Raw genomic sequence first — 26,251 nt, forward strand, 5'->3', positions numbered from 1 at the left:
GACGTAGCCCTCGATGACACCGTCGAAATCGAATACGAAGCAGCTCAGCACGATTCACATGATCTTCGGGCCATCAAGGTTACTTGGCCCTGAATCTCATTGTCGGAGCCGTCCGAAACTCCGCCGATCGTGGTCCGACAGGTCCTCGGCCCCAAGGCGATGGCCTGCACCGAAGCACTCAACCTGAGTGACTGGCCTCAGCCCCAGCTGCCCGCTCTTATGCGAAACCGAAGTGAGCCACTGCTCATGGGATCGGCGGTGCCGCGGGCGCAGAGCCAGACGGGGTGTACGGGCGAAAGGGATTCGGGTGCACAAGGATCGAGGTCGATAGCGAAGCTTTCGCGCTGCTTCGGATGTTCGCACGTCGGAATCGCCGGGACGTAACGGCCGCAAACACCGTCGCGATACATCCTCGACTCGGCACACGCCGGGATCTTCGAGTCGCAGGAACGGAGATAGGACGAACTTGGCCCACTGGTCCTCCGGTTATGCGGATTTTCACGAGGAGCTGTACGCACCGCCCCCGAGTCCGCCGCCCCCACCACGCCTGCCGTGCTCGGATTGCGGCGCCGAATTCGGTTCGCTCGACGCGCTGCGTGAGCACATCTTCGCGGAGCACCCGGTCGCCAGGCCGGTTCTGCTGTATCGCGGACGCGTGTGCGGCGACTCGAGAATCCTCGTCCAACGGCACACTGAGCCAGCGGATTGGGTTGTCACACACTGCACGTGGGCAGAGGTGGGCGGTGGGCGAATCGCTCTGGATGAACTCGGCGACCGCCTCTCCCGAGCGCTGGGGATCGTCGAGGTTGAGGTCGGCAACGATCGAGCGAGCAGGATTCACGAGTTCGACTTCGCGATCGCGTCGGAGCACGACCTGCACGGCGTCGACAGCGCGCTGGGCGCGCTGATCGCGGACGGCGACATCACCTCGAGCTCGATCAGTGCCTTCTACGAGCGGACCATGCAGTTCGACACCGCCCGGAACTACGCCGGCGGCATCTCCGAGTACCTGTACTGGCTGGCGTATCGCAGGACTCCCGCAGTACATTCCCAGGCCGCCCGTCATCACGAGAAACTGAACCGGGCCGCGCACTTGCTCGTCGACGTCAATCGTCCCGCCGCGCTGGCGATCACGAGTCTGATCTCCTTCCACTTCAACCATTTCGGCGAAGCGGCAAATCGGGCGCTGAGTTCACGGCTGCGCGCCGTGGCAGCCCGTCTCGACCGAATGCTGGCCGCGGCGACGGGCCCCGCAGACTTCGAACGCATTACCGGTCGGCTGGTCCACCTCGAGCAACTGCTGATGGATGAGCTCACCGCTTCCCTGGTCGAATTGTGCAGCCAGCCCCTCGATGTCTCCTCGCGCGAGACCGTCGCGAGCTTCGATTATCGTGGCCTCGAAACCTACGACCGTCTGAAGGCGCTGCTGTTGATCACAGAACATCATCTCGCCACACGTGACCCCCGCGCTGCGCGCCTCGTCCGGGAGACCGGTCAGAATGGTGTCCCCGAGCATTGGGTGAATTCTCGCTCGGATCTCATCGCCAGCGAAGGATCCTCGTGGTAGATGGCAACGCGAAGCACAGCCGCCGAAGAGTGTGGACCGGGCGAGCACGAGTGAAAGCGGTACTCCACGATGGGGATCGAACCACGGAGGCATTCCTGGCCGGGACAGCTCCAATGACGACGGAGGCAGCACCTACCATGTCCGATGCTCCAGCAAACGTTCCCGCACCGACCGGCTCCACCCAGCCCGCCGCGGGCACCGCCTCTGCCTCCCTCGACGCGACGCCGGCGACCGCTGAGACCGAACCGGCCACCGCAGCAACGGCAAGCCCCGCTCCGGGAGCCGGGAACCACACGCCCGCAGCGGAACGGCGCTCAGTCGCGGCCGACACCGGCGCAACAGATGAGCCGATCCGCTTGACCATCGAACAGATCGGTTCCTTCGAAGACCTCCTCCGGTACCTCCTGGATCTCGAAGGTGACCTCAAGCCATTCGCGCTCGCGAAACACTCGACGCCACGAAAAGCGCTCGCGCTACCGGTCGATTTCGACAAGTTCCAGGAACCGATCGCCGCTCTCGCAGCGCGTGACACGAAGCTTGCCACCGCCTTGGCGTTGATGGTGACCGCCGACCGGTCCGAACTGACCGGCCGGCCGCGGCAGAACGTTGCGCATCTCGCCGCGCGCATCCTGCAGCGACACATGGCATTCACCGATGACGACGGTATGCGGGACAGGCTGTTTCGCCTCCTCGACGGAGATTCCGACCCGGAGACCCTCGAGCGGACGCTGGTGCGAATCCAGAATCTCCTCGGCCAGGACTTCGACGGCAAGAAGTCGATGAAGTCGCCCACACTGCACGCTTTGGCGGACAACGCGGCTCACACCGTCGTCCTCATCGCGGCATCGGCCGCAACCTGGGACGTTGCGCATTGCGTCGATGCCCTGGCAGACAACATCTGGGGCGCCGGCAATTCCGGCGCCGAATCCACACGGGATCGGGAGAAGCTCGCCTCTCTTCCGAAAGGCGCGCGCGCGGCCGCGGCGCTCATCGTCGATTCCGCTCGGCTCCGACTGCGGGCGGCCGAGGCCGAACGTGATCGTGCCGCAACACATCTGGATATTGCGCAAGCCCAGCTCGTGCGATTGTCGGAGGAGCTGGATGCTGCGCGCGTGCGCGAGACCGAACTGGAGGCCCAGTACGAGCGTCTGCGCTCGACGCTCGAGCAGGAAGCTCATGCCCGACTGAGCGAACGAATGGGTGCGGCCTCGGATTTCGAGACAATGCGCATCGACACCGTCCGGGTCATCGGGCAACAGATCGAATCGCTCGAAGACGCCCTCGACGCCTTGCATCATGGCCAAACTCAGATCACCGAAGAATTCGTCCGGCGGTCGATCAAGAAACTCCAGCAACGATTGTCGGCACTTCGGCCTCGCACCAAACAAGACCCGGGGGGAGAACAGGAATGAAAGAGAAGACCGTCGTCGGCTTCGACTTCGGAACGACGAACAGCCTCGTCTCGGTCGTCGTAGACGACCGTGTGCACGACCTGCTCGACGACGATGGACTGCCGGTGCCCTCGGTCGTCAAATACGAGGGTGTCCGGAAGGTAGTGGGGAAAGACGCCAAGGACGCGCTCGATGCCAGCGGCCTGGGCGTGCACGGGAGTTTCGTGAAGTCTCCGAAGACCTATCTCGGGGATGAAACCATCACCGTCGAGGGCGTCGAACTCAGTCCTGTCGATATCACCTTCGACGTTATCGACCATGTGCGGCAGCGCGCCCTACTCTCGGCGCGGAACGACGGCTTGCTGGCCGACATCACGGCGGCAGTGGCCACCATTCCCGTCGACATGAACGGTCTGCGCCGGCGCGCGTTGCGAGAGGCCTACGGCAGAGCCGGCATCGGCATCGTGCAGTTCGTCCACGAGCCGTTCGCCGCGCTCTACGGGCACTTCCGGCCCCGCATCGGCACCGACTTCGTACACCGTTTCGACCGCAAGAACATTCTGGTCGTGGACTGGGGCGGGGGCACTCTCGACCTCACGCTGTGCCGAATGGAGGACGGCCGCGTCGTCCAGTTGCAGAACGCCGGGACCGCCGAGCTCGGCGGTGACGTATTCGACGACGCGCTGCGCAACTGGGTGCTCACCCACGGGACCGAAGGCACGGTGGACATCAACCCGGACCGCCGCCGTCAGCTGCGCCACAAGTGCGAAGCGCTGAAGATCCATCTGTCGGAGGAGGATCCGGCGACCCTCTACATCCGCAACTTCTATCCGGAGACCGGCACGGCACTGTCCAAGCAGATGACGCGGGGTGAGCTCGAAAGCATTGCGAAGCCGCTGATCGACCGTGCCATGGATCATATCGTCGCGCTGCTCGACGCCGCCCACGTGAGTGATTCACAGGTGGCGTTGTGCCTGGTGACCGGCGGTATGTCCCGGATGCCGGCCATCGCGGCGCGGCTGCGCGAGTTTTTCGGCCCGCATCGGGTGGAGATTTCGCAGAACAGCGCGACACTCGTCGCGCAGGGCGCGGCGTGGATTGCCTATGACCGACAGCAGCTCGAGCTGGCCAAGGACCTCGAGGTCCGTCTGGCCCGCGGGGGTTATCAGCGGATCCTCCGGGCAGGCACGAAGGTTCCCGTCGAAGGCGAAGCGCTCGCGAGTGAACTACTGGGGTTGTACTGCGCGGACCCGCGCGACGGCCACGCGAAATTCCAGATCTGCGCACCGACTCGGCCGGGATCCCACGTTCAGCGGTCGGACCCGCGGGACGACATCGATGGCTTCAGTCTCGACGTGGACACCAAGGCGCGCCCCTTGATCGAACGTCTGCAGCTCCGCACGGCACTCGACCCGGACGGCATCGTCGAGGTCAGCGCACAGTCCGATCTCTTCAAGTTCCGCGTGACGAAAGCCCTGCACGACCTGCAATTCGGAATCTCGCTCGGATCGGCGACGGCCACCACGAACCGGACGGACGACCCCGGTCCGCCGGTGACGCAAGAGCCGCCCGAGGCCGGAAGCCTCGTCATCCGGTCGAATCTTGCCGACACACGCGACGACTCCTACGTCCCGGGCGAGCTGCTGTACACCTACAAACCAACCTACTTCAGCCGCGCCCTGAACCCGCCCCAGATTCAGGTCGACGAACGGCTCTACTACCAACCGTGCGCCATCTGCCACCGACGGTCGAATGACCCCGAGTGTCGTTGCGGTTCACGGTGATGTGACCCCGGCGGGTCGGTTGAGCACCAAGTCCGACCGAGTCCCGTCGCCCCCTCACTCCCATCCTTACGGTCGGCACAGAAACTGAAACGGAGTGTCGGTCCAGGTCGATACACTTCGGCTACCGGGGGTAAGGACAGCGGCGGGCTACCGGCCATCCGTTCGCCGGCACAACCATGAGACCGCAGAGAACATAGATTGAGGGATGATGGATGTTTTCGAGGTGCATCAGCACCTGATCGAAGACTACAAATCGTTCACCACGTCCTCCGTCGACCCCCGGGATCCGACGATCGCCCAGTACGTCGCCGACCGTATCGAAAAGGGCGAGCAGTGGCCGGAACCATGGGTGTCGCTCAACCCGATGTTCGCCACCGGCGGCTCGATCACCGACCTGGTCGCCGAGGATTTGCTGGACCCGGAGTGCAAACGGATTTTCAGACTCAAGTCCGAATCCGGCCCCGTCTCCGATCATCCGATCACCCTTCACCGGCACCAGCGGGATGCGATCGAGATTGCGCGCTCCTCGTCGAGCTATGTCCTCACGACCGGTACCGGCTCGGGTAAGTCGCTGGCGTACATCATCCCGATCGTGGACCGGGTTCTGCGGCAGCAGCGGCAGCCGGGCGTCAAGGCGATCATCGTGTACCCGATGAACGCCCTCGCGAACAGCCAGTTGGGTGAGCTCACCAAGTTTCTGCGATGGGGCTATCCGGAGGGCGGCGAACCGGTCACCTTCGCCCGATACACGGGCCAGGAGAAGGAAGAGGAGCGGGAGCGGATTCTCCGGGACCCGCCCGACATCTTGCTGACCAACTACGTCATGCTCGAGTTGGTGCTCACGCGCCCCGAGGAGCGGCGACGTCTGGTCGATGCCGCGCGGGGGCTGCAGTTCCTCGTCCTCGACGAGCTACACACCTACCGTGGCCGGCAGGGGGCAGACGTTGCGATGCTGGTGCGCCGCGTGCGCAATGCCTGCGAGTCGCCGAATCTTCAGTGTGTCGGCACATCGGCAACCATGGCCAGCTCGGGCACCACAGCCGACCAGAAGAAGGTAGTGGCCGAGGTGGCGAGCAACATCTTCGGCACCGAAGTGACTGCTGATCGCGTCATCGGCGAGACCCTCGATCGCGCCACGACTGGAGATCCCGAAGACCAGGCTGGACTGGCTGCGAATGTGCGCGCAGGCGGTGTACATGGCGACTATGCCGATATTGCCGGTTCACCTCTGGCGTCGTGGATCGAACAGACCTTCGGCCTGACTACAGAGCACGGAACTCGCCTGGTGGTGCGCCAACAGCCGGCGCGAGTACGGCAAGCGGCCGCGCATCTGGCCGAGCTCGCCGGAGCGACCGTCGACGACTGCGACCGAGCGATCCGGCGGACACTCTTGAACGGCTCCAGCGCGCGGCACCCCGTCACGCTGCGGCCGCTGTTCGCCTTCCGGTTGCACCAGTTCCTGTCCAAGGGCGACACGGTCTATGCCTCCCTCGAAGCCGAAGAACAGCGACACCTCACCTCCCAGTATCAGATTGCCGTCCCCGAACATCCGGACCATGTGCTGCTGCCGTTGGCTTTCTGCCGCGAATGCGGTCAGGAGTACTACGTCGTAACCCGCACCGAGCAGGGAGGTCGAATCCGATACCGGTCCCGCCGGGACCGAGACGAGAGCGGTGGCGCCCGCACCGACGGCTACCTGTACCTCTCGTCGAAGCATCCGTGGCCCGCGGATCCACTGCAGGAGGGCAGGCTACCCGACAGCTGGGTCGAAGACGGCGACGTTCTGGACCGCCTCCGCAACCATTTGCCACGACGTGTCCGGGTGGATGTCTCCGGCAGCGAGGTGAACGCGGACGGGACCGAGGCAGCATTCGTACCTACGCCGTTCCGTTTCTGCCTGCGCTGCCGGGTGGCCTATGAACAATCACGTGGCCGCGACTTCGCCAAACTGGCGACGCTGGATGTCGAGGGCCGTAGCTCGGCGGTGTCGGTGCTGAGCTCCTCGATCGTCAGCACGCTGAAAAAGCTTCCACCGGAACAGCTCTCGAAGACCGCGCGCAAGCTGCTGACCTTCGTGGACAATCGCCAAGACGCGAGCCTGCAGGCAGGGCACTTCAACGACTTCGTACAGGTCACCCAGTTGCGCGGTGCTCTGTACCGCGCTCTGGCGGAGGGTCCTGCTCGCCACGACGATGTCGCCCAGCGAGTGGTGCGAGCGCTGGACATCGATTTCGCGGACTATGCCAAGAACCCCGATGCTGTCTACGGTCCCCGCCTCGCCGCGCAGCGGGCGTTCACCGCATTCGTCGACTATCGCATCTACAGCGACCTGCAGCGCGGCTGGCGCGTCACCATGCCGAATCTCGAGCAGACCGGCTTGCTGCGCATCGAGTACGAGTCGTTGTCCGAGATTGCCGCTGACCAAACAGTCTGGGATAGGGCATGTCCTCCGCTGCGCGATGCGCATTCCGCACAGCGAGAAGAGCTGTGCCGGATCGTGCTCGATGAGTTCCGCAGGGAGCTCGCGGTGGACGTCGATTGCCTGACCGAGGATGGCTTCGACCGCATCCGCAGGCAGTCCGACCAACACCTCACCGGCCTATGGTCGATCCCGAGGCATGAGCAAGCACCGCAACCTGCCACGGTCTCCACCGGTCCGGGAAGCGCGGGCAGGCCGCGTTCCGACGTCCGTCTTACCGGGCGTTCGCTGCTCGGCCGTCACATCCGAGATCACAGTGGCTTGCGCACGGTCGACGGTGACAAGCTGATCACTGCCGACAGTCAGCAAGTGATCGAGAATTTGCTGTCGATGCTGGAGTTCACCGGTCTGCTGACGACAGTGTCTGTACCGCATCTCAGCGGGCCCGCCTATCGACTGAAGGCATCGTCGATCATCTGGCGCGTCGGCAGCGGTGAACAGGCCGCTGTCGACCTGCTCCGGAAAAAGGTCGACCCGGATCTCGGATCCCAGGTGAACGCCTTCTTCCGAGACCTTTACCGCGACAACGCATCCGGTATGTCCGGACTGTACGCGCGTGAGCACACCGCCCAGGTCGACTCCAATCGTCGCGAGGAACGCGAGGAGGACTTTCGAGAGGGCCGCCTCCCCGTGATGTACTGCTCGCCCACCATGGAACTGGGCGTGGACATCGCCGACCTCAACGCGGTAGCGCTCCGCAACGTACCGCCTACACCGGCGAACTACGCTCAGCGCAGTGGCCGCGCCGGGCGGTCCGGTCAGCCGGCGCTCGTCGTAACCTACTGCGCCACCGGCAATTCGCACGACCAGTACTATTTCCGCCGCTCGGCAGATATGGTCGCCGGCTCCGTAGCCGCGCCGCGGCTGGATCTCACCAACGAGGCACTGCTGAAATCCCATCTGCACGCGGTGTGGCTGGCCGAGACCCGCGCAGACCTGCGGACACGGATGTCGCAACTGCTGCAGCTCGATTCCGATGGAATGCCGCTGCAACCCGACCTGCAGCAGGCACTCGCCTCCACCGACGCCCTCGAACGCGCGAAAGCCCGTGCGGCCGAGGTCATATCACCGTTGATCGGCGAGCTACGGCTGACCTCGTGGTGGTATGAGCAGTGGGTGAACGACGTCATCAGCGGAGCGCCGGAGGCTTTCGACCGCGCGTGTGTCCGATGGCGCGAGCTGTACCAGTCCGCGCTCGATGATCAGGAAGAGCAGAACCGCATCGTTCGCGATGTCTCGGCGACACACCGCGAGCGTAAGGCGGCCGAGTCTCGCCGCCTGGACGCCGAGCGGCAGATGGTGCTGCTGCGCAACGAGGACTCCGATCGCTCCCATTCGGACTTCTACACTTATCGATATTTCGCTTCCGAGGGCTTCTTACCCGGCTACAGCTTCCCGAGACTTCCGCTGGCCGCCTATATCCCGGCTGTCAAAGCGGGCGGAACGCAGGCCGATGGCCAGTACCTGCAGCGCCCACGGTTCCTGGCGATCCGAGAGTTCGGGCCGGGCGCGATCATCTACCACGAAGGCGCGCGGTATCAGGTCAAGCGCATTCAAGTTCCGACCACCTCCCAGGGTGGGGGCATCCTGGACACGCAGGACACCAGGCGCTGCGATGAATGCGGCTATCACCACGTCGCCAAACCCGGCCTGGACCGATGTGAATACTGCGACGCGATACTGGCACCACCGCAACACGACATGATGCGTATGCAGACGGTGTTCACCCGTCGCCGTGAACGCATCTCCAGCGATGAGGAGGAACGACGGCGCGCGGGTTTCGAGCTGCACACCTCGTACCGCTTCCATGACCACGGCTCCCGGCCAGGCCGCCTGCGCGCGAACGTCGTCACGCCGGCGGCAAAGACCACGGCATTGCTCGACTACGGCGATACCGCGACCGTCCGGGTGACGAATTTGGGCTTGCGACGCCGCCAGAATCCGGACGACCGTGGCTACTGGCTCGACACTGTGAAGGGCAACTGGTTGTCGGAGCGTGATGCCGAAGATGCGATGGCGCCGGGCGACGGCTTGGACGCGGTTTCGTCCTCCACCCGGCCGCAGAAAGTCGTTCCGTATGTAGAAGACACCCGGAACATTCTGGTGTTCCGGTTGACCGAGTCCGTTCCCGACGAACAGCAAGCCAGGGTGCTCGCGACGTCCTTGCGATACGCCTTGGAACGCGGCATCGAGGCAGAGTTCCAGCTCGAGGACAACGAACTGTCCAGCGAGGCGCTGCCGGACAGCAGCGGACAGGCGCGGATGCTGTTCACCGAGTCGGCCGAGGGCGGTGCCGGTGTGCTGCGCCGCCTGCACGCCGAACCCGATGCGCTGGCTCGGGCCGCCCGCCGGGCGCTGGAGATCGCGCACTTCGCCCCGGACGGCACCGATCTGGGCGGGGCGCCGGGAGCGCGTGAACGGTGCGAGAAGGCCTGCTATGACTGCCTGCTGTCCTATGGCAACCAGAGTGAGCACGAACTGATCGATCGGCATGCGGTGCGAGACCTCTTGCTCGAATTGTGCGCTGCCGCAGCGCAACCCGAAAACGACGGGGGTGACCGCTCGGCGCAGATCGAAGCACTACGTGCCCTGCTCCGGTCCCCGGCCGAGCACAAGTTGCTGGATCTGCTCGTGGAACACGATCTCGCGTTGCCGAGTATGGTCCATCAACCGATCGCCGGCGCCGACATCACACCGGATCTCGGGTTCATCGGCTCCGGCGCCGGGCTGGCGGTTTTCGTAGACGAGTCCGCCGACGCCGATCCGGAACTCGAGGATCGTCTCATCGACGTCGGCTGGTCGATGGTACGGCTGAGTACGGGCGATGATTGGCTTGCCAGGCTGCGCGAGCACGCCTATGTCCTGGGTGAGGGAAGGAAGTAGTCGAATGGGTTTCGCCGCAGGGAATCTGGTGGCGGCGCGTGGCAGGGAATGGGTGGTGTTACCCGGTAGCACGGACGATTTCCTGGTGCTGCGCCCGCTCGGCGGCGCGGATGACGACATCGCGGGTGTGCTGGTGAGCGAGGGTGTCGCACCGGCGACCTTCCCTGCTCCGGACCCTGCCGATCTCGGCGACCACTTCAGTGCGAGCCTGCTGCGCAGCGCGCTGCGTATCGGATTCCGCTCCACCGCAGGTCCTTTCCGTTGTCTGTCCAAGATCTCGGTGCAGCCGCGCGCCTACCAGCTGGTGCCGCTCATGATGGCGCTGCGCCAGGACGTGGTGCGACTGCTCATCGCCGACGACGTCGGTATCGGCAAGACGATCGAGGCCGGCTTGGTGGCAAGCGAGCTGCTCGAGGTGGGAGCGGCACGCGGCCTGAGTGTGCTGTGCAGTCCGGCACTGGCCGAGCAATGGCAGCGCGAACTGCGTGAAAAGTTCGGTCTGGAAGCCGAACTGGTGCTCCCCAGCACCGTGCGTCGCCTGGAGCGGGCGCGACTGGGCACCGAGTCGATCTTCGAACATTTCCCCGTCACGGTGGTCTCCACCGATTTCATCAAGAGCTCGCGCCGCCGTCACGAATTCCTGCGCACTTGCCAGGATCTGGTGATCGTGGACGAGGTGCATACCTGCGTCGCCGACGGCACCCGTACCGGCACCGGCCGCACCCAGCGCTACGAGTTGGTGCGCGATCTCGCGAAAGACCCGCAGCGGCATCTGATCCTGGCCAGCGCCACCCCGCACAGCGGCAAGGAACAGGCTTTCCGGAATTTGCTCGGCCTGCTCGATCCGGCGCTCGAGACGATCGACCTCGATCAGGTCAAGGGCCGCGAACAGCTGGCTCGTCACTTCGTGCAGCGGCGTCGCGCCGATATTCGCCGATACCTGGACGAAGACACTCCGTTTCCGAAAGACCGCCTGACGAAGGAAGTCCCGTACGCCCTCAGCCCCGAATATCAGGCACTCTTCGAGAAGGTGCTCGACTACGCCAGGGAAACGGTGCGCTCCGAGAACGGCGAACTGGCCCGGCGAGTCAACTGGTGGTCAGCGCTGGCGCTGCTGCGCGCGCTGGCGTCCTCGCCGCGTGCCGCGGTGCAGACGCTGCGCACCCGCGCAGCCGCGGCTGCGGCGGAGTCCGTCGCCGACGCCGACATGATCGGCCGCTCGGTCGTGTTCGACCTGTCGGCGGACGAGACCGGTGAGACCCCGGACGCTACTCCCGGCGCTGAGACCGATGAAGACGAAGCGACCACCACAGAGCGCCGGTTGAAGAGTTTCCTCAGCACGGCGCGAAAATTGGAAGGCAAGCCGGACAACAAGATTCGCGCGCTGGTCCAGGTGGTCAAGGATCTTCTGGCGCAGGATTGCGATCCCATCGTGTTCTGTCGCTTCATCGATACCGCCGACTACGTCGCCGAGGAGCTCGGTCAGGCGCTCGGCCGCAACGTCACGGTCCGGTCTGTGACCGGCACATTGCCACCGGATGAGCGGGTGGCCCGCATCGCTGAATTGACCGCCGCACCCGGCCGGCATGTGCTCGTGGCCACCGACTGTCTCTCGGAAGGTGTGAACCTTCAGGACGCGTTCCAGGCTGTGGTGCATTACGACCTGGCCTGGAATCCCACCCGGCACGAACAGCGGGAAGGCCGGGTCGACCGGTTCGGCCAGCGCGCCAAGCAGGTACGCGCCGTCACGCTGTACGGCCGCGACAATCACATCGACGGCATCGTGCTGGAGGTGTTGCTGCGCAAGCACGAGGCCATTCGCAAAGCGACCGGTGTCTCGGTACCGGTGCCGGACTCGAACGACGCGGTGGTGGAGGCCCTCATGGAGGGGCTGCTACTGCGTGGTCGTGACTCCGAACAGTTGAGTCTCGACCTCGGGGTACAGGCCAAACAACGTGAGCTCTACGCCGAATGGGATTCGGCCGCCGAGCGAGAAAAGGTCGCCAAAACCAAGTACGCGCAACACGCGATCAAACCCGAAGAAGTAGCGGCAGAAGTCGCCGCTATCCGCGAATCGCTGGGCACGCCCGCCGAAGTCGCGGAGTTCACCGAGCATGCGCTGCGGGCGTTGCGCTCCACGGTGACGCCGAACGAGTCCGGGTTCACCGCGACCTTGGCCACGTTGCCGATCGGGCTGCGTGACGCGTTACCACCGGACCGTCGCGATCCACAGCGATTCGTCCGTGACCTGCCCGTCGCTCCCGGCGAAGCGTTGCTCAGCCGCACCGATTCAGCGGTCGAGGCCGTCGCCCGGTACGTTCTCGAATCCGCTCTCGACGACAAGGCCGAGGCCGGCGCTCGCCCCGCTCACCGTTGTGCGGTGGTGCGCACGGACGCGGTGCGCACCCGCACCACGCTGCTCCTGGTGCGATACCGGTTCCACCTCCAGCTTCCGGCCCGAGGCGGCGGCCGCGAGTTGGTGGCCGAAGATGTGGCCACACTTGCCTTCGAAGGTTCGCCGGGACAGGCTCGCTGGCTCGACACTTCCGCAGCAGCCGCGCTGTTGGGCGCTCAGCCGTCCGGGAACATTCCCGAAGCTCAAGCGCGGCAGTTCATTTCGCGCAGCATCGACGGCCTGGGCGACGTGCGTAGCCATCTGGCGGAGCATGGCGAGTTTCTGGCCGAGCGGCTGCTGCAATCGCATCGCAGGGTTCGCCAGGCATCGGCGGAGATCGTTCGCGGTTTGAGGGTTACCGTGGAGCCGTCTGCGGACGTGCTCGGTGTGTTCGTGTTCGTGCCGCCGGTGGGAGGGGCACAGTGAGTGGCGGAAGCGCAACGGTGAGTTCCGATTCGTTCGTCGGCGTCCGGGTTCAAGGCGGTCTGCTGCCCGCCGATCTGCTGCAGCGGCTCACCCAGCCCGGAACCGATGTGAGCGGGTTGAAGTCCGGCGACTACCACCTGGCCGCCGGCGAGTCGGTGCGCGACGCCGCCAACCGCGTGTGGGCCTACCTGCGTGGCGTGTGGGCTGGGTACCGAGAGGCATTGGCCAAGCTACCGGAGTCCGATCCGGCGACCTCGCTGACGCGGGAGCGGTTCAGCCTGGTGCTGTTGGACCAGCTGGGTTACGGCCGTGTCCCCCGCACTCCGAAGGGCGGGCTGGTCGCCGACGGCGAAACCTACCCGATTTCCCATGTCTGGCAGAACGTTCCGATCCATCTACTGGGTGCGCGGGTGTCGCTCGACACCCGCACCAAGGGACTGCCGGGCGCGGCCGGCGCATCGCCCCAGGCGATGGTGCAGGATGCGCTGAACCGGTCCGAGGACCATCTCTGGGCGATCGTCTCCAACGGTGTGCTGCTGCGGTTGCTGCGCGACTCCACATCCCTGGTCGGCGCCGCGTATGTCGAATTCGATCTGGAGGCCATCTTCGACGGCGACCTGTTCGCCGACTTCCTGCTGCTGTACACGCTGTGCCATGTCTCTCGAGTCGAGGTCCGCGATCCCGAGGTGGGCCCGGCGTCGTGCCGGCTCGAACAGTGGCGCACCGAGGCGCTCGAATCCGGTTCCCGCGCCTTGAATTTGCTGCGCAACGGTGTCGTGGAAGCGCTGCGGATTCTGGGATCGGGTTTCCTGTCGCACCCGGAGAACACGACGCTGCGGCAGGATCTCGCCGACGGCACGCTCACCAAAGAAGACCTGCACCATTCCCTGTTGCGCGTCGTATACAAGCTGCTGTTCACTTTCGTGGCCGAAGACCGCGGGGTCTTGCTGGACCCAGCGGCATCAGCGCACGTGCGACAGCGTTATACCGATTACTTCTCCACCTCCCGGTTGCGCAGGACGGCCCAGCGGCGTTTCGGTGACCGACACGGCGACAGGTGGCAGGCGCTCACGCTGGTATGGCGTGGCCTGGGCACCGAGACCGGTCTGCCGGAACTCGGACTGCCGGGGCTCGGCGGCCTGTACGAGCGCGGTGAACTCGACCTGCTCACCGACTGCGCACTCAGCAACAGCGCACTGTTCGGCGCCGTGAAGGAGCTGTCCACGACCCGTGAACCGGGTTCGCGGATGCTGCGGGTGGTGGATTATCGCAACCTTGGTGCGGAAGAACTCGGCAGCATCTATGAATCCTTGCTCGAATACGTGCCACAGTGGGATCCGGCCCGCAACGCCTACTCCCTCGATGTGGTCGCCGGCAATGAACGCAAGGACACCGGCTCCTACTACACCCCGACCCCGCTGGTCGAATCCCTGTTGGACACCGCACTCGACCCGGTGCTCGACGATGCCGAGAAGAGTGACGACCCCGAAGCCGCACTACTGCGTGTGACCGTCTGCGATCCGGCTTGTGGCAGTGGGCATTTCCTCGTCGGCGCGGCACGCCGCATAGCCAAGCGGGTCGCCGCGTTGCGCACCGGCGACCCCGACCCCACTCCGAAGGCCATTCAGGCGGCCATGCGAGATGTGGTCTCGCACTGCATCTACGGCGTCGACGTCAATCCGCTTGCCGCCGAACTCGCCAAGGTGTCGTTGTGGATGGAAGCCATGGAGCCGGGCCGCCCGCTCGCCTTCCTCGACGCTCAGATCAAGGTCGGCAACGCACTTGCCGGAGCTACACCTCTGCTACTGGACCGCGGCCTGCCCGACGACGCATTCAAACCCATCGAGGGCGACGACAAGAAGATCGCCGCCTCCCTCAAGAAACAGAACAAGGCCGAGCGCGATTTCGGTTCACAGACAAGTCTCTTCGATATGCCGGAACGGATCTCCAACGATCCGCTGCGCTCCCGCATCGAACACGTCATCGCCGCCCGGCCACTCTCGCTCGCCGACGTGCATGTGCAACAGCAGCGACTGCGCGCCTATGCCGAATCCGAGGACTACCGCCGCCAGCGCCTCGCCGCCGACGCCTGGTGCGCTGCCTTCGTCTGGCCGAAACACGCAGGCGCCCCCAAGGCGATCACCCATGCCACGCTCGCGGCACTCGTGGCCGGCGAGGACGCACTCGACGATCCCATGCGCGCCGAACTGCAACGGATCGCCGCCGAATACCGGTTCTTCCATTGGCATTTGGAGTTCCCCCATGTCTTTCCTACCAGTGGAGCAGGAAGTGTCAACCACGCCACCGGATGGTCGGGCGGCTTCTCCGCGGTGCTCGGCAACCCGCCATGGGAGCGGGTCAAGCTCCAAGAGCAGGAGTTCTTCGCCGCCCGTAATCCGGACATCGCCAACGCACCGAACGCAGCAGCCCGCAAGAAACTCATCGCAGACCTGCCGAATACCGACTCGGCCCTACATCAGGCGTTCATCGCCGAAAAGCGCCGGGCAGACGGTATTTCGCATCTGCTGCGCGTGTCCGGTCGCTACCCCCTCACCGGTCGCGGGGATATCAACACCTATGCCGTCTTCGCGGAAACGGACCGTAACTTACTCGCCGGGAGTGGGCGGCTCGGTGTCATCCTGCCGACCGGTATTGCGACAGACGCGACGACCCAATACTTCTTCAAGGATCTGGTCGAGCACGGATCGATCGCGAGCTTGTACGATTTCGAGAACGCAAAGCCCATCTTCAATGGCGTGCACCGGAGCTTCAAGTTCTGCCTGCTCACCCTCGCCGGCCGCGACATCCGGGAACCTCAGGCTGATTTCGCATTCTTCGCCCACGATCCCACCGATCTACAGCGCGACAACGCCCGCTTCACCCTCACTCCTGAGGAAATCACCCTGCTCAACCCCAACACCGGCACCTGCCCGGTATTCCGCACGCGCCGCGACGCCGAAATCACCCTCGGCATCTACCGGCGTGTCCCGGTCCTCATCCGCGAGGGCGATCCCGACGGAAACCCCTGGGGTATCAAGTTCATGACAATGTTCCACATGTCGAACGACTCCGGGTTGTTTCACACCAGGGAAGAACTCGAGAAGGACGGGTGGACGCTGAACGGAAATGTATTCGAGCGCGAGGACGAGCGGATGCTGCCGCTGTACGAGGCGAAGATGATCCACCACTACGACCATCGATGGGCTACCTACGAGCCGGACGGAACGGTGCGCGGCGTCTCCCTGCAAGAGAAGCAGGACCCAAATTTCGTTGCGATGCCGCGGTATTGGGTCAACAGTACCCATGTCACAGGTAAACTAGAGGGCCGGTGGCGGCACGACTGGCTTCTCGGCTGGCGCGACATCTGCCGTAGCACGGACGAGCGTACAATGATCTGCTCAATCTTCCCCCTCACTGCTACGCCAGACGGCACGCTGCTAATGCTTCCGAGTCACGAGCCTGAACCACTTGCCGCTTGCCTATCCAGCTTCGTATACGACTTCGCCACTCGTACGAAGGTTGGTGGAACACATCTGAAATTCTTCACGGTGTACCAAACGCCCGTGCTCAGTCCTGAGATGTTTCAAACTAATACGCCCTGGACTAAGCCTGACAATCTGGCTGTGTGGACGACGCGCCGTGCGCACCGACTGCAATTTGACTGGAGTGAGGCGGAACGATCCCGATTCATTCGCGCTGAACTCGACGCCGCGTTTTTCCACCTCTACGGCATCGACCGCGACGACGTCGACTACATCATGGACACCTTCCCCATCGTCAAACGCAAGGACGAGGCCGCCTACGGCGAGTACCGCACCAAGCGTCTGATCCTGGAGGTCTACGACGCCATGGCCGAAGCCGAGCGGACCGGTGTGCCGTACCGGTCCCCTTTCGATGAGATCGTAAGTACCACACAGGGAGTCCAAGCATGACCGACCCGACTGCCGCATGGTTGGGCCGCCCAGCAGGCGTTGCCGTCGCCACCTTGGGCCGGCGCATGATCGAACAGTGCCTCGCGAAAGACGGTTCCGTTCTCACGCCACAGCGGGAGGTGTGGACGCGGGCGAATCTCGAAGAACTCCGGCGCGACTTCGTCGATCGTCCTGACGAAGGCTCGAGGAGCTTCTTCGACAAGCTCGGCGATCAATTGGCGGACACTTCGCCGCTGGCGGTTCAGCTCTTCGCGGAGCTGTTGTTGCTCAATCTGCTCCCGATCCAAAATCTCAGGGGCGAGACGAAGATCGAACAGCTGCGGGCCGTGCTGAAGCTGACCCATACGACGGTTGCCATTCCGGATGACGTCGCCGAGACCCTTCGTGCCGGTGGGGTTTACCACGGTGGGCAGGCATTCAACAATTATCGGTGGCTACAGCTGAAGTACCTGATCGAGTTCGCCCTGTACTTCAAGGCGCTTCCTGAGGATGAGCGGCGGCAGGCGCTGGACGATCCGCTGGCCTTCCGAGCGGCGGCGAATGCGGTCGCAACCGGGCAGGCCGCTCAGCGACAGTCTCTGCTGTACTTGGCTTTTCCGAGTTTCTTCCTGCCCATCGTCAGTCCTGCCCACCGACGAAGCATCCGCGACGCATTCACTGACTACCTCGACCACGCGCCGAGCAATGACGTAGATTCGGACCTCCACGAGATCAACGAGGCCGTCATGCGTGAGCACGGCGGCCCCTTCGACTTCTACGATTCACCGTGGAAGGAGCGTTGGCGGCCGAAGCCCGACGTCGCCGATCCGACCGCCGAAGTGCAGCACGCCTGGCGTGTGCGGGGGTCGAACGTTCTCGGCTACGACCTGGTGCCGATGTGGCGGCAGAAGGGCATCGTATCTTTGTCGGCACGACTGCTGCGCCCGGTCGAGCCGGACATCGCCCGTGAGGAGCTCAAGAGCTTCATCGAAGAGGACTACCGGACGTCCGGGTACGCGGCCCGGCAGGAGAAGTTCGACGAGTTCTACGCCTTCCTCGCCCGTATGCACGACGGTGACCTGGTAGTCACCTTCAGTCAGCGGCGCTTGTATTTCGGTACCGTCACTGGAGACGCCGAATACATCAAAAGCGAAGACGGACTATCCAACCTGCGTCGCACCGTGAAGTGGGAATCACATTCGCTCCCCATCGATTCAGTGCCCGATGAGGTGACCGCGCTGCTGGACAGCCCCAGCGACGTGACCGACCTGTCCGCTCAGATCGACACACTGCGCTCCCTGACCGAACGACGTCACGGACCGGCGGCATCGAAGTCCGCCAACCTCCCGGATGCCACCGCTGAGCTGGCGCAACGGCTGCACGTTCCGCAGGCATGGTTGCAGGAATGCATCGACCTTCTCCGCGACCGCCCTCAGCTCATCTTCTACGGACCACCCGGCACCGGGAAAACCTATCTGGCGCAGGAGATCGCCAAACACATCGCTCCCGACGGTAATGTCACTCTCGTACAGTTCCACCCGGCCTACTCCTATGAGGACTTCTTCGAGGGCTACCGGCCAGTCCCGCTGGGCAACGGCCAGGTGGGCTTCGATCTGAAGCCGGGACCGCTGCGCCGGATCGTCGACAAGGCGGTGGAGAACCCGACCGCGGTCTATGTGCTGATCATCGACGAGATCAACCGCGGCAACCTCGCCAAGATCTTCGGCGAGCTGTATTTCCTTCTGGAGTACCGCAATACGGCGATCGATCTGCTGTACCGATCGGACTCCGATGGGGGGTTCTCGCTGCCGAGGAATCTCGTCATGATCGGCACCATGAACACCGCCGACCGGTCGATCGCACTTGTCGACGCCGCGATGCGCCGCCGGTTCGCGTTCGTTCCGCTGCATCCGAGCGAACCGCCAACGAACCGCGTGCTGCGCAGCTGGCTGGCCGCGAACGGTTACGACATCGCGGTCGCAGACCTCCTCGACGCCCTCAACAATCGGATCGACGACCCGGACTTCAAGATCGGCCCCTCATACTTCATGCGGCCGGCCGTCTTCGCGCCCGGTGGCATCGAAAGAGTATGGCGCACCGCGATTCTTCCGCTCTTGGAGGAGTATCACTACGGAGACCGCACCATCAACGTCGATGCCACCTATGGCCTCGATGCCATCCGCCGCAGCGCACAGTCGGCAGCCGACTCGGAGCACGACAGTGGCCCCGCAGCTGACTCTGATTGAGGGCGAACCCGCGAAGCGGGTCGCGCTCACGGACATGGAGTACACGGCGCTGCAACGGCTCGGCATCGCCACCGTGGTACCCACCACAACACCCGGCGTGTACGACATCTCCGCGGGACGCAAAGTGGGCGCCGTCTCACTGGGCGATCGAGAATTGCTGGTGCGCCCCAAGATTCGTGACCTGAATCGATTGGTCTTCCTGGCCGGGTATGCGCTGAAGCCAGAAGTCTGGCGTGACGATCCGGTCCATTTGGAACCATCGGACGATCTGATGCCGGCCTTGGCAGAAGCGTTCTCGCGCATCACAACTCGCGCCACGGAACAAGGCTTGGTCATGGGTTACCACACCGTCAGCGACACGTCGCCGGTTCTGCGCGGTCGGCTACTCGCCGGCGTCCAGATGAGCCGCAGATACGGTCTGCCTGTCCCATTGGCCGTCGAATACGACGAATTCTCCAGCGACACAGCCGAGAACCGTTTACTGCTACTCGCGACAACCCGGCTGCTCACTGTTGCACGCCTGTCTGAACCCGCCCGCAAACGCTTGCACCGGCTCCGCGCCGCGCTTTCGGAGGTCACCCTGCTGCCGCGAGGCGCGGCAATACCATCCTGGCAACCCAACCGGCTCAATGCCCGCTTCCACGCCGCCCTCCGCCTGGCCGAACTCGCACTCGCCGCCGAATCGTTCGAGCACCGATTCGGTTCACTCATCGTCACCGGCTACATGTTCGACATGTGGAAGATCTACGAGGACTTCGTGTGCACGGCCTTGGCGGAGTCCCTCACCCCGTATGGGGGTCACTGCGCACCCCAGCACCGCATGCCTATGGACGAAGCCGGTGAGGTCACCATGAGACCGGACCTGGTGTGGTTCGGCCGGGGTCCCACGCCCCGCGCAATCGTCGACGCGAAGTACAAAATGGAATCACCCAGCGGCTACCCGGACGCCGACCTGTACCAAATGCTCGCGTACTGCACGGTGACGGAACTCGACCACGGTCACCTCGTCTACGCAAAAGGTAACGCCCCCATCAGGGCTCACCGCATCCTCGGCAGTCCGGTCACCATCCACTGCCATGCACTCGACTTATCGCTTCCGCCCTCGGATCTGCTGGCAGCGGTAGACGACCTGGCCGCCCGCATCGCCGCCACCCCGGCAAAGGAGCTTTGATGGCTACGCTCGCTATCGACAAAGACTTTCTGCTCGACTTCGGCAGGCTCGACCGCCCGCTCCAAGACAAGGTCGCCGGGGTCTTCGAAAAATTCGAAACCGCAACCCATTCGGGTCTTCACCTCGAGAAGATCAACAACGCGCGCAACCCGCGCATTCGTTCCATCCGTATCGACAAGTTCTGGCGCGGCATCGTTCTAGCCCCCGAATCGGGCGAAACCTATACGTTGCTGAAGGTGCTCCCGCACGACGACGCTTATATCTGGGCACAACGCCGTGACGTGTCGGTCAACCGGGCCACCGGCGGCATCGAAATCCGCGACGAGGTCGCATTCACCGAGGCTTTACCCGCTATGACCGCCGCAGCCGAGCAGACCGAGCATCGTCTGTTCGGGCAGATCAAGGACAGTGATCTGGAGCGGCTCGGCATTGACGACCGTACCGCTACCTTCGCTCGTGCGCTCACCACCGTCGAAGCGCTCGAGGCAGCTCAGGACTTCCTGCCCACCACGCAGTGGCAGGTTCTCTATGGCCTGGCCGCCGGAATGACACCCGATGAGGTGTGGTCTGACCTCGGAGCAGACCTGATCTCCGAACCGATCGACACCGATGACCTCGACGCCGCCCTGACCCGCAGCGCGGGGCGCGTGCTGCTGGTCGACGGGCCCGACGAACTGATGGCAGTGTTCGCCGATCCGTTCGCACTGTGGCGAATCTACCTGCATCCGGCTCAGCAATCGCTCGTCGACGGCACCTATAGCGGCCCCGCGCGCGTAACCGGCGGACCAGGCACCGGGAAAACCGTTGTGGCGCTGCACCGCGCCAGACGCCTTGCCGAGCGCGGCGCGGGCAAAGTACTGGTCACGACTTTCACATCCACCCTCGCAGAATCCCTCGACGAGGGAATCTTGATGTTGGTCGACGATCCTGCCGCTGCTTCGCGCATCGTCGTCCAACACGTCGACCGCATCGCGCATCGTGTGTTCCGCGACAAGCGTGGCGCTCCGCGGCTCTTGACCGCCGATGACGAAACTGCGCTCTGGCGCGAAGTACACGCTGCGCTGCCGACACCGTTCACCGAAGCGTTTCTCGCCGAGGAGTGGCGGCAGGTTGTTCTCGCCCAGGGGATTACCTCGGAAGGCCAATATCTCGCTGCTCGCCGGCGAGGACGTGGTCGCAGACTCGGCCCCTTGCAGAAAGAACAAGTGTGGGCCACGATCAGCGCCTTCGAACACGAACTGCTCCGCCGAGGCGTCTGGACACACGACACCGTCCGCCGAGAAGCGACCCGGATCCTCAGCGAACACGCAGATAAGCCTTATCGGCACATCATCGTCGACGAAGCACAAGACCTCAGTCCCGACCAGTGGCGGCTCCTGCGCGCTGCCGTTGCCGAGCAGCCTGACGACATGTTCATCGCGGGCGATACCCACCAGCGAATCTACGACAACCACGTCAGCCTCCGCGATGTCGGTATCAACGTCGCCGGCCGTTCACGACGGCTGTCCATCAACTACCGCACCACCGCCGAAATCCTGGCCTGGAGTCTCGGTCTCATCCACGACGAGCCGATCGACGACATGAACGGCGGACTCGACTCCATCGCCGGCTGTCACTCCGAAGTCCACGGACTCTCACCGGAGGTGATCGGATTCGACTCGCAGGATGCCGAATTCGATCACCTGGTTGTGGCCGTCCGCGAGTGGCTCGACAGCGGAATCGCTGGCGACGAAATCGGTATCGCGACCCGCACGAACTGGCTCGGTGAGCAGATCGCGACCAAACTGCGCAGCGCGAAGCTCCCCACCCACCTACTTGCGCAGGGCGCTCCCCCGCCCGACGCTGTCGCAATCGGATCCATGCATCGCATGAAGGGACTCGAATTCCGTTGTCTCGCAGTAGCAGGCGTCAACGACGACACCGTACCCGCCGCCGCTGCCGTGACGCCGGAAGAAGAAGACCCGCACACCCATCAGCTCGACCTGCAACGGGAACGGAGCCTGCTGTTCGTGGCGTGTACGCGGGCGCGGGAGCAGCTGTTGGTTTCTTGGCATGGGGCTCCCAGCAGATTTCTGAAGGTGTAGTCCCACAGGGTGATTGGTTGCCGGGTCCACGTGGGATAGCAATCAGAGCAGCTCGGTGTGCCGGCCCCTGACGGCGCGATCTGTCGGTGGGGGCCACTACGATCGGCGCATGACCGTGGCGACCTTCCGACCGGACTCGCATCGATGTGGTTTCGTTTACGTTCTGAGCAACCCGGCGATGCCCGACATGGTTAAGATCGGCTTCACAGATCAACTTGTCGATGATCGCGCATCGAAACTATTCACAACGGGCGTTCCACTCCCCTTCGAAATCAATCTTCGAGCGCTTACGATGCGATGGGAAGATGTCGAAACGCTCGTACATCAGCAGCTTGCCCGCAAAAGGGTTACGTCGAGAAGAGAGTTCTTTTACATTTCTCCACATGAGGCCATTGAAACTATATACACTTGCATCGAGACATTAAACGGTATTCGATCATGGCCAACCACCACCATTCATATCCTGGGAGGAACAGACCGGGTGATCCTCCCAACGAAGGCTAACGACCTATTCGTACCGCTTGCCTACCCCGCGCCGTTTGCGAAAACAAGATGGGAGGTTATCGACCTGTGGCAATCTCACAGCGACGGCGACCAACTGGAGATCTACGCCGACTCCGGTTCGAGATGGGTTTCCGGATTGAGCGATGGAGATCTATATGGAGATGAAGATCCTGTCCCATTCCTGGACCGAAAGTGCGAGGCGCCGAATATTTCCCTCAATGGAAAGGAACGGCTAACCACCGGGGAACGATTGATATGGCTGAGAGACGACGTAAGTCCAGGCAAATGTATATTCAAGATTTTCGAGGCCAAGGATGACTGCCAGATAGTCAGCCGCACTAGATATCCGAATATGTCCCTCGAGGACGGTGTGAATATCCTAGAATTTCCGACGCGATCCCCCTCTCCAATCATGGCAACCATAGTTTCTGGCGCACTCAAATTAAAAGGGCCGAGACACTGGGCTCCCCGACCAGCGGATCGCCCTTTTATAGGCAACGAAAGAGCCGATCCTAGCCGTTGGCTTCGCCAGCTGGGACCTAAAAGAAATGGCGCTAACGAAACGAAGAACTCGCAGCCAAAAGGTACTGGCAAAATCGAGCAGATGGGGTTGTGGTAGCGGGAAACCGGTTGGACCACGGATTCCCCTGGGCTGACGCCATACCGGCAATAGGTTTGCCCGGACCATGACCATAGTGTCGAAAGTGGTCACTGTTGAGCTGAGGCTATCGCAGCGATCGTTCCTTCAGCATGCGGAGGTCGACCGGGAACTCCGAGGATTCGAGCCTAACGAGCACCGTTGCCTACTATGCACAGGGTCCACCACCCGAGTACACGCGGAGCGGCTACCTGTAGCGATTGATGCGCCATGCCAAGTCATTCGGGGCAAGCGCCGCCAGTGATCGGGCAGACCTCAAGACTGTATTCGGATGGCGCGAACATGCGGTCCAGCGAGGGCTGCATCACGTCAGCACGGAAGCTGGGATCGATCCGACGAGCCAGAACAATCGCGGTGACCTCGACCGCGCCCGCACAGAGAAGGGTGGCCGCGGCTGATTGGGCGTGCCCGCCCTGCACCCAGGTGTCGTCGAGGACAATGACATGCCGCCGGCAAGCAGAATCAGCAGCCGCTGGTAGGACGGATTTGCTCGCCGCTGCTGCGGAGACATCCGATCCTTATACCTGTACATGTCGTTGTCCGCCTGACCGCCGACACGTGCGTAGGTCAGGGGGATGACACGGCGCGCGACCGGAAACCCAAGCGTGTGCGAATCTTGGTAGCAACGCCAGCAGAAGCGGTATTGCGGAACAACGGGCCCGGTACACACTTCACAGGTCACGCCACGTTCGCGTACGGGGTTGCGCATGACGGCACCCAGCATGGAGCGGCTGAGCTCGCCCAGGCCGGGCGGTATCTGAGGCATAACCCGGCTATCCGATGGACGACAGCAGATCCTCCAGCTGTCGGGGCCGATCCAGCACGCTATCGATTACAGCCAGCGCCTCGTCCACACTCGACGCGACATGCACATCCGGCTTGGTGGCCATCTCACGGCCCCAGTCGGTGCCGGTGGCGACCGACTTCATCAGCACTACCGGGCGGCCGTGCTCGACAGCTTTACGGGCCTGAATCCGGGTCCCGCTGCGTTCGGACGCCTCCACAATGATCGTGGCCACGCTGTAGCCGGACATTGTGCCGTTGCGCTGCGGAAATGTCGTCTTGTCGTGCGGCTGATCCGGCCAGAACTGGGAGAAGACGGCTCCGTGGTCGGCGACATGCCGATGCAACTCACGATTCTGCGGCGGGAAGTGCTTGCGAATCCCGGTTCCTATGAATGCGACAGTGCGACCGGCGGCCTGGATCGCGGCCCGGTGGGCGGCCGTATCGACACCTGCGGCCAAGCCGGAAACGACGGTGAGACCGCGGCCGACCACGCCTTCGGCCAGCCTCTCGGCGATCTCGATGCCGGTCGGGCTGACATGGCGGGAACCGACGATCGCGACGCCGAGATCATCGGTGATGACGGTCCCGCGTGCGAACAGCAGAGCCGGGCGATCGAAAACGTCCCGCAGCCGATTCGGGTATCGATCGTCGCCCAAGGCAATGACCTGGATCCCGTCGTTCTCCCATGCATCGATCTCGCGCCGGGCCGAGTCGAGGTCTTCGTCGAGAGGGTCGCCCATCAAACTGGGCGGGCCGAGCCGGTCCCGCAATACGTCCAGCGCGGATTGCCCCTGCATGGTGGCGAGGACGAGTTCGCGCCCGGCCTTTTCGGCCCGGCCGCGCCGGAGCGACGCCACTACCGCGGCGGTCTCGACCCGGTCATCTCTCACCATGTATTACAGCCTAACCTTCGAGCTGCGGCACCCAACCGAAACCCTGCGACTGCGGTGCGCCGCATGACGTCGTAACAGCCGTCATGTGCGCCACGATCGAGCTATGTCACCGACGGTGGTGTGGTAGGGGTTTCGTATGAGAGGGAATCAGCAGGCGGCGTCCAGTGCCGTCGCGGCATCCGCGCATGCCGCATGCACGCGATTCCGCGGCACCGATCCGCCGCTGGTCGACCGCACGCCGCAAACTCGCCACCGATGTCTGCATCGCCGACGGTTCCGGCCGCATCCCCGAGGCCCGCTGGATGCGTGCGATGACCTTCGAGCGGCTGGTGCGTGATGAGAAGTTCGTGAGCGAGATCGCCACCACGACGGTCGGACGGCTGGGGCTGGATCGGCCGACCTCGGTCGTCACCGCGAATGCGCTTGTGCAGCTGAACAAGACAGTCGCGCTGGTCAGCCAAGCCCACACCCGCGCGCTCGAATACGGCGCCGAAACCCTATCCACGGTCTCGCAATCCCCTTCCCCTGCTTCGGGGAGGAGGAGGCCACCGAGGTCAAGCCCGATTTCGTCGTGGTGGCTTCCGCAGTCGGCAAAGACTCGAACCTGGCTGATCGTCGGTGATGCCAAGGATTACGAACAAGTACGGTCCCGAATCCAGGCCACTCGCCTGCTGAAGGGTTTCCTGCAGGTCGCTTTCGGGGCCGAGGCGGCCGAGGCGTGGGCGCGGCGGCCGACGGGGATATGCGGTGTGGCGACCGGCCGACGGGCACCTCGATCTGTGGCGGGCATTCTATCCCGAGTGGGGTGAGCTCAATTGTGTTGCGGCTCCGGGTGATCGGGGGCCCGCTATCGGCGAGGGGATGGCCGCGCCGGTCGCCCGCATCTGGGAGCAGGTCGGTACCGGTGTGCCGACACTGCTCGAGGTCGCCGGCCTGCCGGACCCCGAAGCGGCAGATATCGACCTTCCGTTGATGCAAGCGGTCGAATTATTGGCGATAGACGTGGACGCGATCAGAAGAGCAGTCAAAGTCGGGTTTCGGCTGGTGAGGACCTAGATCGACCGGCGGCTAAA

The 26,251-nt window shown here is 63.8% G+C and carries 13 protein-coding genes; 12 read left to right on the forward strand and 1 reads right to left on the reverse strand.

Annotated elements, in window-relative coordinates; all coding sequences use genetic code 11:
• Nucleotides 1-736: 736 nt before the first annotated feature.
• The 10 genes from NE2_RS00435 to NE2_RS34610 all read left to right on the forward strand — a co-directional run bounded on the left by NE2_RS00435 (nt 737) and on the right by NE2_RS34610 (nt 23,460).
• Nucleotides 737-1,567, forward strand: a complete 831-nt coding sequence (locus tag NE2_RS00435; protein ID WP_063022817.1) for a hypothetical protein — start codon at nt 737-739, stop codon at nt 1,565-1,567.
• Nucleotides 1,568-1,704: 137 nt separating this feature from the next.
• Nucleotides 1,705-2,979, forward strand: a complete 1,275-nt coding sequence (locus NE2_RS00440; RefSeq protein WP_146165209.1) for a hypothetical protein — start codon at nt 1,705-1,707, stop codon at nt 2,977-2,979.
• Nucleotides 2,976-4,742 (forward strand): Hsp70 family protein, encoded by a 1,767-nt coding sequence (locus tag NE2_RS00445; protein ID WP_063022821.1) that lies wholly within the window; start codon nt 2,976-2,978, stop codon nt 4,740-4,742. Before NE2_RS00440 ends, NE2_RS00445 begins: the two co-directional genes overlap by 4 nt.
• 205 nt (nt 4,743-4,947) lie before the next feature.
• On the forward strand, nt 4,948-10,104 hold the full coding sequence (locus tag NE2_RS00450; RefSeq protein WP_233429595.1) for a DEAD/DEAH box helicase family protein: 5,157 nt from the start codon (nt 4,948-4,950) through the stop codon (nt 10,102-10,104).
• 4 nt (nt 10,105-10,108) lie between these two features.
• Nucleotides 10,109-12,925, forward strand: a complete 2,817-nt coding sequence (locus NE2_RS00455; RefSeq protein WP_063022823.1) for a DUF8741 domain-containing protein — start codon at nt 10,109-10,111, stop codon at nt 12,923-12,925.
• A gap of 17 nt (nt 12,926-12,942) precedes the next feature.
• Entirely contained in the window at nt 12,943-16,857 is a 3,915-nt protein-coding gene (locus NE2_RS00460; protein ID WP_084493657.1) for an Eco57I restriction-modification methylase domain-containing protein, read from the forward strand.
• The gene (locus tag NE2_RS00465) at nt 16,854-19,082 is read left to right on the forward strand and encodes an McrB family protein (protein ID WP_063022827.1); all 2,229 of its coding nucleotides are present in this window, start codon (nt 16,854-16,856) and stop codon (nt 19,080-19,082) included. The genes NE2_RS00460 and NE2_RS00465 overlap by 4 nt, the downstream gene beginning before the upstream one ends.
• A complete protein-coding gene (locus NE2_RS00470; protein WP_233429596.1) occupies nt 19,057-20,253 on the forward strand; it encodes an McrC family protein in 1,197 nt (398 codons plus the stop codon). Before NE2_RS00465 ends, NE2_RS00470 begins: the two co-directional genes overlap by 26 nt.
• Nucleotides 20,253-22,337, forward strand: a complete 2,085-nt coding sequence (locus tag NE2_RS00475; RefSeq protein WP_063022829.1) for a UvrD-helicase domain-containing protein — start codon at nt 20,253-20,255, stop codon at nt 22,335-22,337. Before NE2_RS00470 ends, NE2_RS00475 begins: the two co-directional genes overlap by 1 nt.
• Before the next feature lie 109 nt (nt 22,338-22,446).
• Nucleotides 22,447-23,460, forward strand: coding sequence for a GIY-YIG nuclease family protein (locus tag NE2_RS34610; protein WP_084493658.1), 1,014 nt, complete (start codon nt 22,447-22,449; stop codon nt 23,458-23,460).
• A gap of 812 nt (nt 23,461-24,272) precedes the next feature.
• On the opposite strand, the gene NE2_RS00485 is transcribed toward NE2_RS34610, so the two are convergent.
• Entirely contained in the window at nt 24,273-25,178 is a 906-nt protein-coding gene (locus NE2_RS00485) for a DNA-processing protein DprA (protein WP_063022833.1), read from the reverse strand.
• Nucleotides 25,179-25,363: 185 nt separating this feature from the next.
• On the opposite strand from NE2_RS00485, the gene NE2_RS00490 reads away from it, so the two are divergent.
• Together NE2_RS00490 and NE2_RS36815 are read left to right on the forward strand one after the other, a co-directional pair.
• Nucleotides 25,364-25,987: a hypothetical protein gene (locus NE2_RS00490; RefSeq protein ID WP_146165208.1), complete on the forward strand. Its 624-nt coding sequence runs from the start codon at nt 25,364-25,366 to the stop codon at nt 25,985-25,987.
• A gap of 52 nt (nt 25,988-26,039) precedes the next feature.
• Nucleotides 26,040-26,234, forward strand: a complete 195-nt coding sequence (locus tag NE2_RS36815) for a hypothetical protein (protein WP_063022837.1) — start codon at nt 26,040-26,042, stop codon at nt 26,232-26,234.
• Nucleotides 26,235-26,251 lie beyond the last annotated feature (17 nt).

The sequence above is a fragment of the Nocardia elegans NBRC 108235 genome (assembly GCF_001612845.1).
In the GTDB taxonomy this organism is placed as follows: domain Bacteria; phylum Actinomycetota; class Actinomycetes; order Mycobacteriales; family Mycobacteriaceae; genus Nocardia; species Nocardia nova.

What these genes read in the sequence shown, in the direction of transcription:
- NE2_RS00440 (WP_146165209.1), top strand. Translation starts at nt 1,705, where the DNA reads ATGTCCGATGCTCCAGCAAACGTTCCCGCACCGACCGGCTCCACCCAG.
- NE2_RS00485 (WP_063022833.1), bottom strand. Translation starts at nt 25,178, where the DNA reads ATGGTGAGAGATGACCGGGTCGAGACCGCCGCGGTAGTGGCGTCGCTC.
- NE2_RS00465 (WP_063022827.1), top strand. Translation starts at nt 16,854, where the DNA reads ATGACCGACCCGACTGCCGCATGGTTGGGCCGCCCAGCAGGCGTTGCC.
- NE2_RS00475 (WP_063022829.1), top strand. Translation starts at nt 20,253, where the DNA reads ATGGCTACGCTCGCTATCGACAAAGACTTTCTGCTCGACTTCGGCAGG.
- NE2_RS36815 (WP_063022837.1), top strand. Translation starts at nt 26,040, where the DNA reads ATGGCCGCGCCGGTCGCCCGCATCTGGGAGCAGGTCGGTACCGGTGTG.
- NE2_RS00445 (WP_063022821.1), top strand. Translation starts at nt 2,976, where the DNA reads ATGAAAGAGAAGACCGTCGTCGGCTTCGACTTCGGAACGACGAACAGC.
- NE2_RS00450 (WP_233429595.1), top strand. Translation starts at nt 4,948, where the DNA reads ATGATGGATGTTTTCGAGGTGCATCAGCACCTGATCGAAGACTACAAA.
- NE2_RS00455 (WP_063022823.1), top strand. Translation starts at nt 10,109, where the DNA reads ATGGGTTTCGCCGCAGGGAATCTGGTGGCGGCGCGTGGCAGGGAATGG.
- NE2_RS34610 (WP_084493658.1), top strand. Translation starts at nt 22,447, where the DNA reads ATGACCGTGGCGACCTTCCGACCGGACTCGCATCGATGTGGTTTCGTT.
- NE2_RS00490 (WP_146165208.1), top strand. Translation starts at nt 25,364, where the DNA reads ATGCCGCATGCACGCGATTCCGCGGCACCGATCCGCCGCTGGTCGACC.